The sequence below is a fragment of the Burkholderia sp. PU8-34 genome, from assembly GCF_053427725.1.
This window is the reverse complement of sequence record NZ_JBSAXC010000001.1, coordinates 222499-237891: the sequence shown is the minus strand read 5'-3', so window position 1 is coordinate 237891 and position 15393 is coordinate 222499. Positions and strand designations below refer to the sequence as shown.

The following is a 15393-nucleotide window of genomic DNA, read 5'->3' as shown; positions in this document are numbered from 1 at the left end:
ATGCAGTCGGCACGCAGGGCCGCACCGGCGAGCGGTAATCGACTACTGTCGTCTGAGTTCATCTGCACTCCTGTCGTTGTCGGTCGACGGCACGGGCAATCGGCGGCGGTGCGTGCATGGCGGCACGCACGCCGGACGGCGCGCGAACGGAATACGCTCGCAGCCGGGCTGCGCGCGCGACGGACGTGCGCTACCGCGTCGGCGGTCGCACGTCGTTCAAAAAAATCGGCGGGGATTCTGGCCGGTCAGGCCGGAAGGGCGCCGCATCCTGCTTCCCGGGATGCGGCAGAAGACGAGGCTCTGCGCAGTTTCCTCAGGCGGCAGTCAAGTTGGTCAAGCACCAACTACAACTCGCATCGGTGTTCACAGAACACTCCATGTGTTTAGACGGGGGCGATGGTAAAGGGACGCAGTGCGAAGCGTCAACCCTTTTGTAAGACATTCTTTTCGAGATTGTCAGGCATCGCCGGCCGGATCGTAACGCAGCACCTTTTGGCAAAGCCGCACATGACGCGTCGCCGAAAGCAAAACGCGCCCTCGGCAGTTGCCGAAGGCGCGTGTGTGACCGCTTCGCCGCTCAAGTGCGTCAGTGCATCGACGCGGCCACGGCGGCGGCCGCATCGAGGATGCCCGAGCCCGCGGGCAGCGCCGTGCACGACGTGCCGGCCGCGAGCTTCGTCGTCCGCGCGCCGCCCTGCAGTTTCTGCTGGATCTGCGCGGGCGTCAGGTTGCCGTTGACCGCGAGCATCAGCGCGGCGACGCCCGACACCTGTGGCGTGGCGAGGCTCGTGCCGGTCGCGAGGCCGTAGCTGTCCGCGCCGGGCACGGTCGTCCCGGTGTTCGACGTCGACAGGATGTTGACGCCCGGCGCGGAGAGCGCGACGTCCGTGCCGAAGTTGCTGAACGATGCGCGCATGCCGGTGGGATCGGTTGCGGCGATGCTGATCACGCCGCGGCAGTTCGCGGGCTGGTCGAGGCCGGTCGACAGCCCGTCGTTGCCGGCCGCGACGACGACGGTCACGCCCTTGGCGGTCACGTCGTCGATCGCCTGCTGGAACGTCTGGCTGCACGTGCCGGTGCCGCCGAGGCTCAGGTTGATGATCTTCGCGGGCGTCGGATTGGCCGGCACGCCGCTGACCGAGATGCCGGCCGCCCAGCGCATCGCATCGGCGATATCGCTCGTCACGCCGCCGCACTTGCCGAGCACGCGCACCGGCAGGATCTTGCCGAGCCACGAGACGCCGGCGATGCCGATGTTGTTGTTCGCAACCGCGCCGATGATGCCCGCCACGCGCGTGCCATGCCAGCTGCTGTTGTTCGGTTCGCTCGCGCAGTGGTAGAACGGACCGTTCGTGTTGTCGATGTCCTGTTGCGTGACCCAGTCGCCCGGGTCGGTCGCGTCGGGGCCGCGCATGTTGCCGTTGTTGCTCGTGTTGACGTCGGAGATGAAGCTGTAGCCGGGCAGCAGGTTGCTGACGAGGTCGGCGTGCGGGCGGTAGCCCGTGTCGAGCACGGCGGTGACGACCGTCGCCGCGCCCTTGGTCAGCGTCCAGGCAGCGGGCAGGTCGATGCCGGCCGTCGGGTCGAAGAGGTTCCACTGCTGGCTGTAGTCCGGATCGGTCGGCGTGTCGCGCACGCTCATCCGGCTGTCCGGTTCCGCGTAGTCGACGTCCGCGTCGGCGGCGAACACCTGCGCGAGCGCGGCTGCATCGGCCGCCGCGATGTGCTGCCCGAGCATCAGCACGGCCGCGCCGTTCGACATCGTCCGCTCGACCTGCACGTTCAGCGGCGTCTGCGACGCCATGCTCGCATACGCGCGGGCGGCGCCGCCAGGCGCGCCCCATTGCGTCATCGCGCGCTGGATCACCGCGTCGATGCGCGACGTGCCGTTGGCGGCCGACATCGCATACGCGGCCGTGACGGTTTTCAGCTTCACGATCAGGTGATCGACCGGCGGCGCGTTCGCCGCGACGGTTTGCGCGGCCAACTGCGCGGCTGCCTGCTGGGTCGGGCACGCGCTGGTGGTCGACGACGGCGGGTTGGGTGTCGGCGTGGGCGAAGGGGAAGGCGACGGCGAAGGTGCCGGCGCGGCCGCGGACGGCGTCGCGCTGTTGCCGTCGCCGCCGCCTCCACAACCGGCGAGCGGCAGGAGCGCGGCGGCGGACAGCATGCCGGCCAGCGTGCGGGCGTGAGCGAACCGTGCCACAGCGGGATTGAAACGATTGGCTCTCATGGTGAAACTCGATCCTTGTCGATAGCCGTTGTGCCGGCGGTGGCAGTCGGGCCGGTCGCCGTGATCGTCGCCTGTCGTTGCATGGTCGCTTCGGCGGCTTTCGGCGGGCAGCCGGTCCTTCTCGTTGTTTTCTGGTGGCCTCAGCGACAGATGCTGCGGCGCGCCACGCTGTGGGTAACGGCCGTCGCGGCCGCTTCTTGAGTGCGTTTCAAAAGAAAACAAGGCCGGCGCGCAAACGATAGCGTTGCTGCACGCCAGCACGAACATGTGTTTCGAACGGTCGATACATCAGGCGGGCCGGCGGCGCTGCGAGATTGTGCGGCACGGCGGCGCACATGCATGGCTGGACGGCGGCCGCAGACCTTACGATTTCCCTGATGCGGTGTGTTTCTGTCGGGCGTAGGATCGCGGTTCGATCCACGATTCGTCAGGAGAAAGGCATGGACCGTCGTTACAGCTGGCTGGCCGTCGCGCTGTCGTGCGCGCTGGCGGGCGCCGCGCATGCGCAGGCGCTCACGGGTACGTTGAAGAAGATCAAGGACACGGGCGTCGTGTCGCTCGGCATCCGCGAATCGTCGGTGCCGTTCTCTTATTCCGACAACCAGCAGAAGAACATCGGCTATTCGCGGGACATCGCGTCGCGCATCATCGACCAGCTCAGGACGGACCTGAACCAGCCCGGCCTCACGGTGAAGGAGATTCCGATCACGTCGCAGAACCGGATTCCGCTGCTGCAGAACGGCACGATCGATTTCGAATGCGGATCGACGACGAACACGCTCGAGCGGCAGAAGCAGGCGGCGTTCTCGAACAGCATCTTCCTGTACGGCATTCGCTTCAGCACGCGCAAGGATTCGGGCGTGAAGGACTTCGCTGATCTCGCGGGCAAGACGGTCGCGACGACGGCCGGCACGTCGGATGAGCGCCTGCTGCGCAAGCTCAATGAAGAAAAGAGCATGAACATGACGATCATCAGCGCGAAGGACCACGCGGAGGCATTCATGAACGTGACGACCGGCCGCGCAGTCGCGTTCGTGATGGATGAGCCGCTGCTGTACGGCGAACTCGCGAAGGACCGTAATCCTGGCGCGTACACGGTGACGGGCACGCCGCTCGTCCACGAGAACTACGCGTGCATGATGCGCAGGGACGATCCGGCGTTCAAGCATGTCGTCGACGGCGTGATCGCGAAGATGCAGACGTCGGGGGAAGCCGAGAAGCTGTACAACCGCTGGTTTACGCAGCCGATTCCGCCGAAGGGGGTGAACCTGAACTATCCGCTGTCGGCCGAGATGAAGCAGCTTTTCAGGAATCCGACAGATCAGGCGCAGTATTGAGCGAGGAGCGCAGAGGGGATGCAGCCACGACGCCCGAACCGCGTGCGGCACGTGTCGGCATCTGCAAACCATGTCTGCGTTCGCCTGACGATCCATCGATGACGCTCCACGCACGCTTTGCTGTCGACACCCTTGCGGACGATGCGCACCGTGACGGTCCGCCGGGGACTGGGTGTGCTCGCCGCATCCGTGCTCGCGCAGTCTGCGTAGCGCCACGACGAGCCACTGCGTGACCGCAATTCCGGGATGAGGCAGATTCCAGAGTAGACGATTCCTGTGCCGCTCACTATTCGTTGTCGATTTTTTTTGCTACATCCAACGCGAAACGTTGCGCAAGCAACGCCGCCGAGTTGTATCGGCGGGCAGGAATTTAGCGCATGCACGTTCCACAGGAGCGTCTTGTAATTCAGCGATAGTTTCCTACCATGAATTGCATTCGACGCCGACGGCCCATTATCGCGGTTTGACCGGGAATGGAACGACAGGAACGGCGCCGCGAATATTCAATTTCGCATCTCATTCCGGGGAATCGTTGCAATGATCAAAACCATGGCCATCCCGAGTGCTTGCTCAGGAAATAATCCGGGGTAGTACGACCGGCGTTCACCTATCTTCGATGCCAGCGCGACGTTCTTGGCGCGGGGAGAGGATTTGCCGCTGACGTCTCATTGGCGCTTTAATTTCGAAGTGCAAACTATCCGGGCGGGATATATGGCATCGACGGATCATGGTCGCCCCGAATTCGGTGAACCGTCGATCCGGTATCCGCAGCCGCACAGGACGCCCGTCTCCTCCGTCGAAACCCGCCGGCACGCCAAAGCATGCCGACCCGTACGCGCGACGACCTGCATCTCGTGCGTGTGTGTTCAATCCGCCGCCCGCAACGGACGCGATGCGATCTCCCGTTTGCTGCACGACGTGTCGTATTCGGCGGCCAGGTTCATCTCGATCAGCGCGGTGACTGGCGCCCAGGAATGCAGGCCGAGAATGCGCATTCGCTGATACCCGCTATTCGCCCCAACCCCTAACGATCTGCGCTTGCGTGCCGATAACCCATGCTGGCCAAGATCCGGACGTCTGTTTGCATGCGTGTTCCGTATGCAAACAGTCCCTGGCAAATATCGAGGGTTTTCAATGCATTTCTGGCGCAAGCTATCCATTCAGAACAAGCTGATTCTCAGCATGACCAGTTGCCTGCTCGTGTTCGTCGCGATTTCGAGCGGGGTGAGCGTCCGGTTGATCGGGAACGCCGTGCGCGAGCGTGTCGTGCATGACGAACTGCCGACCGCGGTCAACAGCATTCGCGCCGACGTGCAGCGCCAGCTCGCCGGGCCGGTGGCCGCATCGCGCGTGCTGGCTCGCGACGCCTTTCTGCTGCAATGGGAAGCCGACGGCGAACCCGACGCCGGCACGCGCAACTGGATGCATCTTGCGGAGAACGTGAAGGCGGAGCAGAAGGCCGCGTCCGTTCAGTGGGTATCGCTGAAGAGCGGAAATTACTACAACGAGGCCGGTCTGCAACGGAAGGTCGGCGACAACGATCGCTGGCTGACGGCCTTGATCGCATCCGGCAAGCCGTACGCTTACCTGAGCTATGCGGGCGCAGCGGGCGCGCGTTTCATCGCGACGTCCTTCATTCCCGAGTTGGATGCCTACGTTGTCGTCGAGGTGCCGCAGGCGGAACTGCTCGGGCCCGTCACGCATGCGATCCGGAATGCCGCGCTGGTGGCTGCCGTCATTGGCCTGGGCGTCGCGTTGGTCGTCATTCTGCTGGTCGGCCGCGGGATCGCCGCGCCGATCCGGCGGGCGGCGGCGTTCAAGGTTGATGCCTGAGGGGGCGTGAGTGAACCGGGCTTGTTGTCGCCGTTGTTGCGTGGACGTCGCCTGCGTTCGGATAGTGTCGACCCGTTGCGGCCCTTTGAGGCGTCAATACGTATGACAAAATCCCCGCCAGGCGCAGAGCGGGGCCTTGCAATCGCCATTCCCGATACGTCAGCTCCTCGGCCAACTCATTGATGCGTGTCGCAAGATACCTGGAATCGTGGCTTGCATGTTGTTGAACGAGGGCAGGATCCGACGCACTCCCGGGCAGACGGATCGATCCGCGCTGAAACGCCGCTTTGACGATTTCCGCAGCCATCGTTGCCGCGTCGCCTCGATCGAAAAATTCATTCGCCGCCTCCGCTTCGTTGGCCATGGAATAAGTCGTCGCAGCGAAGCGCGGTGACGCGTGATCGGGTTTTCAGGTCGAGCGTCGGTCCGGTGGGGCGCAGCGTGAATACGTGGACAAGCATTCGGATATCGAAGAACGTGAAAATGGGGTGCAATCAGATTGTTAAATTGTGACCTGCAGTCGCCGGAAGTCTAGTCAAGAACAGGGGAATTGAGCCAAAATGCCGCGGTTTGGGCGACGAGAAGTCGACCAAAGTGGGCGGGTGGTGTCGTGCGCCCCCGGAAGCATACGCACCGCTTTCGGGCGAAAGACGAATCTCGCCACTTGGCAGTCATCGAATCGACTGAACGCGACCGGTCAGAAGAATGAAGTTTCCAATCACGCTGTGGCTTGTTGCGGTTTTGGCGGCAACGGCATCGGTATCCGCGCACGCCCAATCAAGCCGGCTGCAGTGTTTCGACGAAAAAGGGCGGGCGGTCGCGTCTTCCCCGCACTGTTTCTCACTGGATCTGCCGAACGACGCGCAACTGCAGTGGTCCGCTTGGCTGCCGTCCGCGGGGACCATTAAGGATGGTCGCATCGCCGTGTCGGGCGTCGTCGACGACAATCGATTCGTACCCGTGGCGATCGGCCCGGCCTCGCCCGACTACCCGGCCAAACCCGACATGCTGCTGTTCAACACCCCGCTTTTGTCCGGCTTCACGTTACGGCCGTTTGGACAGGAAGAGCGGGCAAGCGCACGCCGGAGTCCTGAAGGCGATGCGATTGCGATCGCCTGCCGGCCGGGCCGGCAGCCCGCCGGCGTCGTTCTGGAGCGCGCAAGCGCGCGCTGGCCGCGCACCGTGGCGGGCGACGTCGTACTGGCCGGGCGCGGGGACGACGGTTTTCAGTGGGGGATGGCTGCGAACGGGCGCGATCCCGCCGCGCTGTACCCGCTGCATCGAACGGCCGGCAATGGGCAGTTGCACGGGCGGATCGATCTGGCGACGGTCCCGGCCGGGACGGATGACAGCGCTCGGAACCTCGTGCTGCTGTGTCCGTCCGACGGTGGGCGCATCGACCTGACCGACGTTCGCCTCACACCGCGCACTGCAGCGGCAGAAGGCGGGCGTGCCGCATGGGTGTGGCAGCGCGACCGGTGGCAGGACGGCGGCGGCGACTTGCTCGCGGATGCCGCGCGGTACAAGGTAACGCGCCTCTACATCGCGTTGCCGATCGCCGACGACGAGGTGACCGGCGCCGCGGCGCTGCGGGATTTCGTGGCGCGCGCGCGCGGCGCCGGCATCGAGGTCTGGGCGGTCGAAGGCGATCCGGAAATGGTCACGGAAAAGGGGCGCGAGCAAGCGTTGGCGCGGCTGCGGGCCATCGGACAGTATCAGCGCGCGTCGACGGAGCGGGCGCGGCTGGGTGGCGTTCAGTACGACATCGAACCGTACCAGTTGCCTGCGTATCGTGACGATCCGAATGCGGTGGTGCACGCGTGGGGCACGACGGTCGCCGCGCTCGGGGAGGCGGCCGACGTGCCGCTCGACGCGGTCCTGCCATTCTGGCTGCTCGACGTGCCGGGCGGCGATGAGCTGCTGGAGCGGATCGGTCAGTCTGCGCGCTCGCTGACCATCATGGCGTATCGCACCGATGCCGAACATGTGCAGCGGGTGGCGGCGCCTTTGCTGGCGTGGGGGGCAGCCCGGAATTTCCCCGTCAGCGTCGCGCTGGAAAGCGGCCCGATGCAGGACGAGTGGACGCAGACGTACGCACCCGTGCCGCCGGGTGGCGCAGCGACCCTGTGGCTGTTGCCCGAGGACGGCCGCGTGGTCGCCATGCGCCTGGATCATGCCGCCACGGCGGAGCGCGGCGTCGGGTATGTCGAGGGGCACCGGGAACGAATCGACGCAGCCACGGTGAGTTTTCTGGGAGATGCGCAGCGTCTGCTGACCGTCTCCGCGGGCCTGCAACCCGTGTTTCGCGCATGGCCGAACTATGCCGGCATCGCGTTTCACGGGCTGCTGGATCATTGATTGGCGGTCGTCGGCCGGGGGGGCGCAATGTCTCTCCGGCCGGTCCCGCCGCGAGTAGGGCAAGTCATCCAACAGCCATGGTCCTGGAAGCGGAAATGTCGGATTTACCAAAGATTCTTGTCGCTGAAGACGACGCGCTCCTTCGCGAGCTGCTCGAGCACAAACTGTCGACCTGGGGTTACGCGGTGCTGTCGGCGTCCGACGGCGAGGCCGCGTACGAGCTCATTCGCGCGCAGCAGCCGTCGATGGCGTTGCTGGACGTGATGATGCCGCGCCTCGACGGTTTCGCGCTGCTGCGCAAGATGAATCAGGACGGCTTGCTCGAGCAAACGCCCGTCATCATGATTACCGGTCGCAAACTGGAATCCGATGTCGTCAACGCGTTTCGGTGGGGAGCCGAGGACTACCTGGCCAAGCCGTTCTCGCTGAGCGAGCTGCAGTCGCGCATCTCACGCATCATTTCCCCGCCGGAGCGCGCCTGATGGCGGATCGGATTCGATTCGCAGGCCGCTGCACGCTCGCGACCATGCTGGTCTGCGGTAGCGTGCCGACCGCCGTCGCCCAGCGCGGGCCGGGCCTTTCCGGAGCGGAAATCACCCGTCTGTACGAGTCCGGGGTGCAGGCGAGGCTGGCCGGGCGCATGGATGAAGCGCTCGATCTGTTGTCTCAAGCGGCGGCCGCCGCGCCGGACAATGTCGACGTGCTGCTCCAGGAGGGCCTGGTGCTGATGGCGAAAGGGCGCGACAACGACGCAGCCGCCCTGTTTCAGCGCGTCCTGTCGCTGGCGCCCGGTTACAAGGATGCGCGCCTCGCACTCGCCCGGATCGCCGAGCGGCGCGGCGACATCGATGCGGCCCTCGCGCAGGTCGATGCCGTGTTGCGCGACGCGCCGCTCGATACCGAAGCGCGCGAACTGCGCGCGGACTTGCTGCTGGCCAAGGGCGACGCGCGGGGCAGCGAGTCGGCGTATCGCGCGCTTGCGCGTGAGCGAACCGGCGGCGCGTCCGCGCTGATCGGTCTCGGCGACAGCTTGCGCGCGCAATGGCGCGACGCGGAGGCTCGCGCGGCCTACCGCGAGGCAGCCGCGCTGGCGCCGGAGGATACCGTCGCGCGCAAACGCGCCGAGCTGCCGGATCACCCGCGATTCCGCCTGGATGTCGGCGGCGAGTACAGCAGCCTGTCGAACGGATCGCCGGCCTGGAAGGAAGGCTCCGTCCGTTTGGCGTATTCGATCGACGATCGCAACGTGGTCGCCGTCGGCTCGGACGTCAGCCGTCGATTCGACATGACCAACGTCTATTCCGAGTTGCGGCTGGATCATCGCTATTCCGACCGGTTGAGCGTCTACCTGTATGGCGGCGGCACGCCCGACGCGTCGATTCTGCCGAGGGTGGCGATCGGCACGGGTGCGCAGTGGCGGCTCAATCCGTCGGCCGGCAAGGGGTCGACCTTCGCGACGCTCGATGCGCGTTACGCCCGCTACGAGAATGCGCGTGTCTGGTCAGGCGACATCGGCGCCATCCAGTATCTCGGCGACGACCGACTGTGGATCACGGCAAAGTGGGTGAACACGCTCGACGAGCGTAACCGCTATCTGACCGGATACGCACTGCGCGCGGACTGGCAGGCGTGGCCCCGGCTGCGCCTGCTGGTCGGGTTCGCCGATGCGCCCGAGTCGGACGAGGGCGTGACAGTCAGGACCCGCGCCGTCTATGGCGGGGCCGTGTTCGATGTCAGTGACGCGTTCGCGATCAACGTCTCGGCTGCGCGCGAGATGCGGCGGGGCCTTTACGACCGCGACGTGGTCGGGCTCGGAATGACCGTGAAATTCTGAGCGCACGCGCCCATGGTCAACGCGATCCAGATCGTCTCGCTCACGCTCAGCGCCATCTCGGTGCTGCTGCTGGCGATGCTGCTGCTGTTCCATGCCGTGCGTGGACGGCAGGCGTCGCGCGACGCGGCGCTGGCGGCAGCGCTGTCGCGCGAGCTGATCGTCTGGCTCGTCGGTCCGGAAGCGAGTGTCGCCCAGATTGAACGCGTCGCGCGCCGCAAGCCGGCGCTGGTGACGTCGCTCGTGCTGAGGCTGGCGGGCCAGCTGCGCGGCGACGAGCATGTCCGGTTGATACAGTTGGCCAGCCGGTTGGGGCTTGGGGAACGCATGGTGAGCGACTTGCGGCGCCGGCGGCAGTCGTGGATCCGGCGGCGTGCGGCGGAGTCGCTCGCGTTGTTCGACGATGAGGATTCGGCACGCGCGCTGATCGGCGCCCTCGACGACCGCAAACCCACCGTATGCCTGGCGGCCGCCTGGGCGCTGGCGCGACGGGGGCATCACGTTCCGTTGAAGCAGGTCATCGAGAAGCTGGGCGGATTGAGCGATTCGATGCTGACGCTGGAATTGTTCGAGCGTCTGGCGAGCCGACAGACGTCGGACCTGATCGCGCTCGCCGCGGACGATCAGGCGCTGCCGCGGCTTCGCGGCGTCGCGATTCGGGCGCTGGCCGCGGCAGGTGACTACGCGCTGATTCCCGTATTCGCGGACGCCACGCGATCGCGGCAGCCCGATGTGCGGGCGGCGGCGGCACGGGCGCTGGGCCAATTGCATCATCCGCTCGCCGCGTCGTCGCTGCTGGCGCTCCTGCGGGACGATGTGTGGTACGTCAGGGTCGCGGCCGCCGAAGCGGCGGGGAAGATCGACGTTGCATCGCTCGACGGCGAGATTGAGGCCCTGATGAGCGACGGCAACTGGTGGGTCCGCTTCCGGGCGGCGGAGGCGCTCGCGATGGAAGGCGACCGCGGTTACCGCATATTGAAACGCGCGGCGCAGGGCGAGCCTTCCACGGCGCGCGACGTCGCCGCATTGATGCTGCTGGAGCGCAAGGAGATTGGATCGTGACCGCGGATGGCATCCCGTCCCTGATCGTGCACGGCGTCGTGGCCGTCATCCTGACCGTCAACGTATTGCAGAACGTGCTTTACCTGTTCCAGATCGCCGCGGCGGTCGGTGTGCTGATCCGTCCTGGCGCGAACAGCGGGGGTGTCCAGCTGTGGCGTCGCTATGGCGCGAGCGCGCCGCCGATCGCGTTGCTGGCGCCGGCCTACAACGAGGAGATGGGCATCGTCGACTGCGTGAAGGCGCTGTTCGCGCTCGAGTATCCGCTGACCGAAGTGATCGTCATCAACGACGGCTCGACGGACGATACGCTGCGCGTCCTGACCGACGCGTTCGAGTTGACGCCAACCCAGCGCACGTTCGATATGGTCGTCACGCACAAGCCGATTCGCGGCATCTATGCGTCGCGCGTCCATCCGAACCTGCTCGTCATCGACAAGGAAAACGGCGGCAAGGCCGACGCGATGAATGCCGGAATCAATCTGGCGCGCGCGCCGCTGTTCTGCGCGATCGATTCCGATTCGCTGCTGGAGTCGGACGCGTTGTTGCGCATCGTGCGGCCCTTTGTCGAGCAGCCGCAACGCACGGTCGCGGTCGGCGGCGTGGTGCGGGTGGTCAACGGATGCCACGTTCAGAGCGGACGGGTCGTCGAAATGCGCGCCCCGAAGCGCTTCCTGCCGCTCGTGCAATCGATCGAATATCTGCGCGCGTTCCTGATGGCGCGTGTCGCGTGGAGCGGCGTGGGCGCGCTGACGTTGATTTCGGGGGCATTCGGCCTGTTCCGGCGCGACGTGGCAGTGCAGGTCGGTGGATTCGGCACGGATACGATCGGCGAGGATCTCGACCTGGTGATCAAGATGCACCGCCATCTGCGGGAGCAGCGCCGACCTTACAACATCGTGTTCCTGTCCGATCCGATCTGCTGGACGGAGGCGCCGGAATCGTTGCGCGTGCTGAAGGGGCAGCGGTGCCGCTGGCAGCGCGGCGCACTGGAAGTGTTCTTCAAGCAGCGTGACATGCTGTTCCGATCCCGATATGGCCGCATCGGCTGGCTGGGCATGGGGCAGATCCTGATCGTCGATATCCTCGGGCCGCTCGCCGAGCTGTTGGGCTACATCCTGTTGCCCGTGTTCTGGATGCTCGGCTGGGTCGACATCGCCTACTTCAAGGCATTCCTTTCGCTGGTTGTGCTGTTCGGCATGTTTCTCAGCGTGTCGTCGCTCGTGTTGTCCGAAGTTGCGACGCATCCGTTTCCGCGCCTCGCCGACTTGTTGCGGCTGGCGCTGGCCGCCATGATCGAGAATTTCGGTTACCGTCAGCTGAATAGCTGCTGGCGCATGCTCGGCTGGTGGCAGTTTTTGCGCAAAGACAAGTCCTGGGGCGAGATGACCCGGGTCGGGTTCAATGCGAACTAGAAAAAAATGGCGCCGCAGGTGTTCAGCCCGCGGCGCCATTCCGTGGCGCTACGACGCGAACCGCACGCCGTAGCCCGACAGCACGTTTACATCTGCACGGTGTCGGCCACTTCCTTGAAGTCTTCGATCTGGTCGAAGTTCATGTACTTGTAGATCTTGTCGCCGTTGGCGTTGATCACGCCGATGTCGGCCATGTACTCGTCCTTGGTCGGGATCTTGCCCAGACGCGAGCAGATCGCCGCCAGTTCCGCCGAGCCGAGGTACACGTTCGTGTTCTTGCCGAGACGGTTCGGGAAGTTGCGGGTCGACGTCGACATGACCGTCGCGCCTTCGCGCACCTGCGCCTGGTTGCCCATGCACAGCGAGCAGCCCGGCATTTCGGTACGCGCACCGGCCGTGCCGAACACGCCGTAGTGGCCTTCTTCGGTCAGCTGCTTCTGGTCCATCTTGGTCGGCGGGGCGACCCACAGCTTGACCGGAATGTCGCGCTTGCCTTCCAGCAGCTTCGACGCCGCACGGAAGTGGCCGATGTTGGTCATGCACGAGCCGATGAACACTTCGTCAATCTTCGCGCCGGCCACGTCGGACAGCGTCTTCACGTCGTCCGGGTCGTTCGGGCACGCGACGATCGGCTCGTGGATGTCGGCCAGGTCGATCTCGATGACGGCCGCGTAGTCGGCGTCGGCATCCGGCGACAGCAGTTGCGGGTCGGCCAGCCACTGCTCCATCGCCGTGATGCGGCGCTGCAGGCTGCGCGGGTCCTGGTAGCCCTGGGCGATCATCCACTTCAGCAGCGTGACGTTGCTGTTCAGGTATTCGATGATCGGTTCCTTGTTCAGGTGAACCGTGCAACCGGCGGCCGAGCGCTCGGCGGACGCATCCGACAGTTCGAACGCTTGTTCGACCTTCAGGTCGGGCAGGCCTTCGATCTCGAGAATGCGGCCCGAGAAGATGTTCTTCTTGCCTTGCTTGGCGACCGTCAGCATGCCTTGCTTGATCGCGTACAGCGGAATCGCGTTGACGAGGTCACGCAGCGTGACGCCCGGCTGCATCTTGCCCTTGAAGCGGACCAGCACCGATTCCGGCATGTCCAGCGGCATCGTGCCGGTGGCGGCTGCGAAGGCGACCAGGCCCGAGCCTGCCGGGAAGCTGATGCCGATCGGGAAGCGCGTGTGCGAATCGCCGCCGGTGCCGACGGTGTCGGGCAGCAGCATGCGGTTCAGCCACGAGTGGATCACGCCGTCGCCCGGGCGCAGCGCGATGCCGCCACGCGTGCTGATGAAGTTCGGCAGCGTCTGGTGCGTCTTCACGTCCACCGGCTTCGGATAAGCGGCGGTGTGGCAGAACGACTGCATCACGAGATCGGCCGAGAAGCCGAGGCACGCGAGATCCTTCAGTTCGTCGCGGGTCATCGGGCCCGTGGTGTCCTGCGAGCCGACCGAGGTCATCTTCGGTTCGCAGTACGTGCCCGGGCGGACGCCCTGGCCTTCCGGCAGACCGCATGCGCGGCCGACCATCTTCTGCGCGAGCGAGAAGCCCTTGCCACTGTTGGCCGGCTGGTGCGGCAGGCGGAACAGCGTCGACGACGCGAGGCCCAGTGCTTCGCGTGCCTTCGCGGTCAGGCCGCGGCCGATGATCAGCGGAATGCGGCCGCCGGCGCGCACTTCGTCGAACAGCACGTCGGACTTGACCTGGAATTCGGCGATCACTTCGCCGTTCTTCAGCGCCTTGCCTTCATACGGGCGCAGTTCGACCACGTCGCCCATTTCCATCTGCGACACGTCGAGTTCGATCGGCAGTGCGCCTGCGTCTTCCATCGTGTTGTAGAAGATCGGGGCGATCTTGCCGCCCAGGCACACGCCGCCGAAGCGCTTGTTCGGCACGAACGGGATGTCTTCGCCCGTGAACCACAGCACCGAGTTGGTGGCCGACTTGCGCGAGGAGCCGGTGCCGACCACGTCGCCCACGTACGCGACCAGGTGGCCCTTTTCCTTCAGCGATTCGATGAACTTGACCGGGCCGCGCTTGCCGTCTTCTTCCGGGGTGATGCCGGGACGGGCGTTCTTCAGCATCGCCAGCGCGTGCATCGGGATGTCCGGGCGGGTGGTGGCGTCCGGGGCCGGCGACAGGTCGTCGGTGTTGGTTTCGCCCGTCACCTTGAAGACGGTGATGGTCAGGCTTTGCGGCACTTCCGGACGGCTGGTGAACCATTCGGCGTCGGCCCAGCTTTGCAGCACGGCCTTCGCGTGTGCGTTGCCCTTGTCGGCGAGTTCCTTCACGTCATGGAACTGGTCGAACATCAGCAGGGTTTTCTTCAGCGCGTCGGCGGCCACGGCCGCGACTGCATCGTCGGACAGCAGTTCGATCAGCGGCTGGATGTTGTAGCCGCCCAGCATCGTGCCGAGCAGTTCGGTGGCGCGCTCACGCGAGATCAGCGGGCTGACGGTCTCGCCCTTGGCGACGGCAGCCAGGAAGCCGGCCTTCACGCGGGCGGCTTCGTCGACGCCGGCAGGCACGCGGTGGGTGATCAGGTCGAGCAGGGTCTGCTCTTCGCCGGCGGGCGGGTTCGTCAACAGTTCCACCAGTTCGGCGGTCTGCTGAGCCGTCAGCGGCAGGGGAGGAATACCGAGCGCGGCGCGAGCGGCCACGTGAGCACGAAAGTTTTCAAGCATGGGGGGACCTGCTGAAGTTGCGTTTCAGGGGAAGGCTTTTGAGGCACTCCGAGGTGTTCCAGGTACTGCTTTGATCGCGATTCTAATCGCAACGGCCTGGATCGTCAAATATCTTATATCTTATATAAGAGTTGAGACTGTAAAACCGTTGGGTATCGTGGTTGCAAGGGCGGGGTCGTACCGTTCGTGTGAAATCTGGCGGCTTACCTGAGAGCCTTGTCACACAAGGGATTTCTGGCAATTCTGACTGTCGTCAGCAGGAACGGGGACGATCTGCGGCAAGCCATTCGACCGCGATTTTTGATCGTCCTCTGGCATGAGGTAGACCGTATCGGCTCTGGATTTCGGAATGTGAAACAGGGGCGCGAGCCGTTCGAGGCCGCCGCGGACGATGGCATTCTCCAGATGAAGAAGACCCTGAGCGAGACCGCTGATGCGCTGATGGCATGCGTGCGGGAAACTGTCGTCACGCCGCGCGCGCTCGGGCGCCCGGCGCAAACCGCGAGGTCAGGGCGCTCAACCGCCAACCTGAATCACGATCGATGGCGCGTTCGCAGGCGATTTTTGGTACGTGCGCGTGCCGAACGGGCAACCGGCCGTAGCTAATGGCACGTCAGGGGCGCGGTTCAACGGGTTGGGGCTCGACATGGTCAGC

10 protein-coding genes and 1 pseudogene are annotated in these 15393 nt (G+C 65.2%); 8 read left to right on the top strand and 3 right to left on the bottom strand.

The window, feature by feature from the left end; genetic code table 11:
- Positions 1-586: 586 nt before the first annotated feature.
- Positions 587-2233 (bottom strand): S8 family peptidase, encoded by a 1647-nt coding sequence (locus tag ACV22Z_RS00980; RefSeq protein ID WP_448074453.1) that lies wholly within the window; start codon positions 2231-2233, stop codon positions 587-589.
- A gap of 440 nt (positions 2234-2673) precedes the next feature.
- On the opposite strand from ACV22Z_RS00980, the gene ACV22Z_RS00975 reads away from it, so the two are divergent.
- Complete coding sequence (locus tag ACV22Z_RS00975) at positions 2674-3570, top strand: glutamate/aspartate ABC transporter substrate-binding protein (protein WP_448074452.1); 897 nt, start codon at positions 2674-2676, stop codon at positions 3568-3570.
- A gap of 866 nt (positions 3571-4436) precedes the next feature.
- On the opposite strand, the gene ACV22Z_RS00970 is transcribed toward ACV22Z_RS00975, so the two are convergent.
- Positions 4437-4565, bottom strand: coding sequence for a hypothetical protein (locus tag ACV22Z_RS00970; RefSeq protein ID WP_448074451.1), 129 nt, complete (start codon positions 4563-4565; stop codon positions 4437-4439).
- A gap of 139 nt (positions 4566-4704) precedes the next feature.
- Here ACV22Z_RS00970 and ACV22Z_RS00965 point away from each other — a divergent pair.
- From ACV22Z_RS00965 to ACV22Z_RS00940, 6 genes and pseudogenes are all read left to right on the top strand, one after another.
- Positions 4705-5382: pseudogene (locus ACV22Z_RS00965) on the top strand (methyl-accepting chemotaxis protein); the annotation flags it as partial.
- Between the two features lie 726 nt (positions 5383-6108).
- Positions 6109-7761 (top strand): hypothetical protein, encoded by a 1653-nt coding sequence (locus ACV22Z_RS00960; RefSeq protein ID WP_448074450.1) that lies wholly within the window; start codon positions 6109-6111, stop codon positions 7759-7761.
- 77 nt (positions 7762-7838) lie between these two features.
- On the top strand, positions 7839-8243 hold the full coding sequence (locus ACV22Z_RS00955) for a response regulator transcription factor (protein WP_448074449.1): 405 nt from the start codon (positions 7839-7841) through the stop codon (positions 8241-8243).
- Positions 8243-9595: a YaiO family outer membrane beta-barrel protein gene (locus ACV22Z_RS00950; protein WP_448074448.1), complete on the top strand. Its 1353-nt coding sequence runs from the start codon at positions 8243-8245 to the stop codon at positions 9593-9595. Before ACV22Z_RS00955 ends, ACV22Z_RS00950 begins: the two co-directional genes overlap by 1 nt.
- 12 nt (positions 9596-9607) lie before the next feature.
- On the top strand, positions 9608-10654 hold the full coding sequence (locus ACV22Z_RS00945) for a HEAT repeat domain-containing protein (RefSeq protein WP_448074447.1): 1047 nt from the start codon (positions 9608-9610) through the stop codon (positions 10652-10654).
- Entirely contained in the window at positions 10651-12066 is a 1416-nt protein-coding gene (locus ACV22Z_RS00940; RefSeq protein WP_448074446.1) for a glycosyltransferase family 2 protein, read from the top strand. The genes ACV22Z_RS00945 and ACV22Z_RS00940 overlap by 4 nt, the downstream gene beginning before the upstream one ends.
- Before the next feature lie 86 nt (positions 12067-12152).
- Here ACV22Z_RS00940 and acnB read toward each other — a convergent pair whose 3' ends face one another.
- Entirely contained in the window at positions 12153-14738 is a 2586-nt protein-coding gene (gene acnB / locus ACV22Z_RS00935; protein ID WP_448074445.1) for a bifunctional aconitate hydratase 2/2-methylisocitrate dehydratase, read from the bottom strand.
- 216 nt (positions 14739-14954) lie between these two features.
- Here acnB and ACV22Z_RS00930 point away from each other — a divergent pair, with 216 nt between their 5' ends.
- Positions 14955-15344 (top strand): hypothetical protein, encoded by a 390-nt coding sequence (locus ACV22Z_RS00930; protein WP_448074444.1) that lies wholly within the window; start codon positions 14955-14957, stop codon positions 15342-15344.
- Positions 15345-15393: the final 49 nt, after the last annotated feature.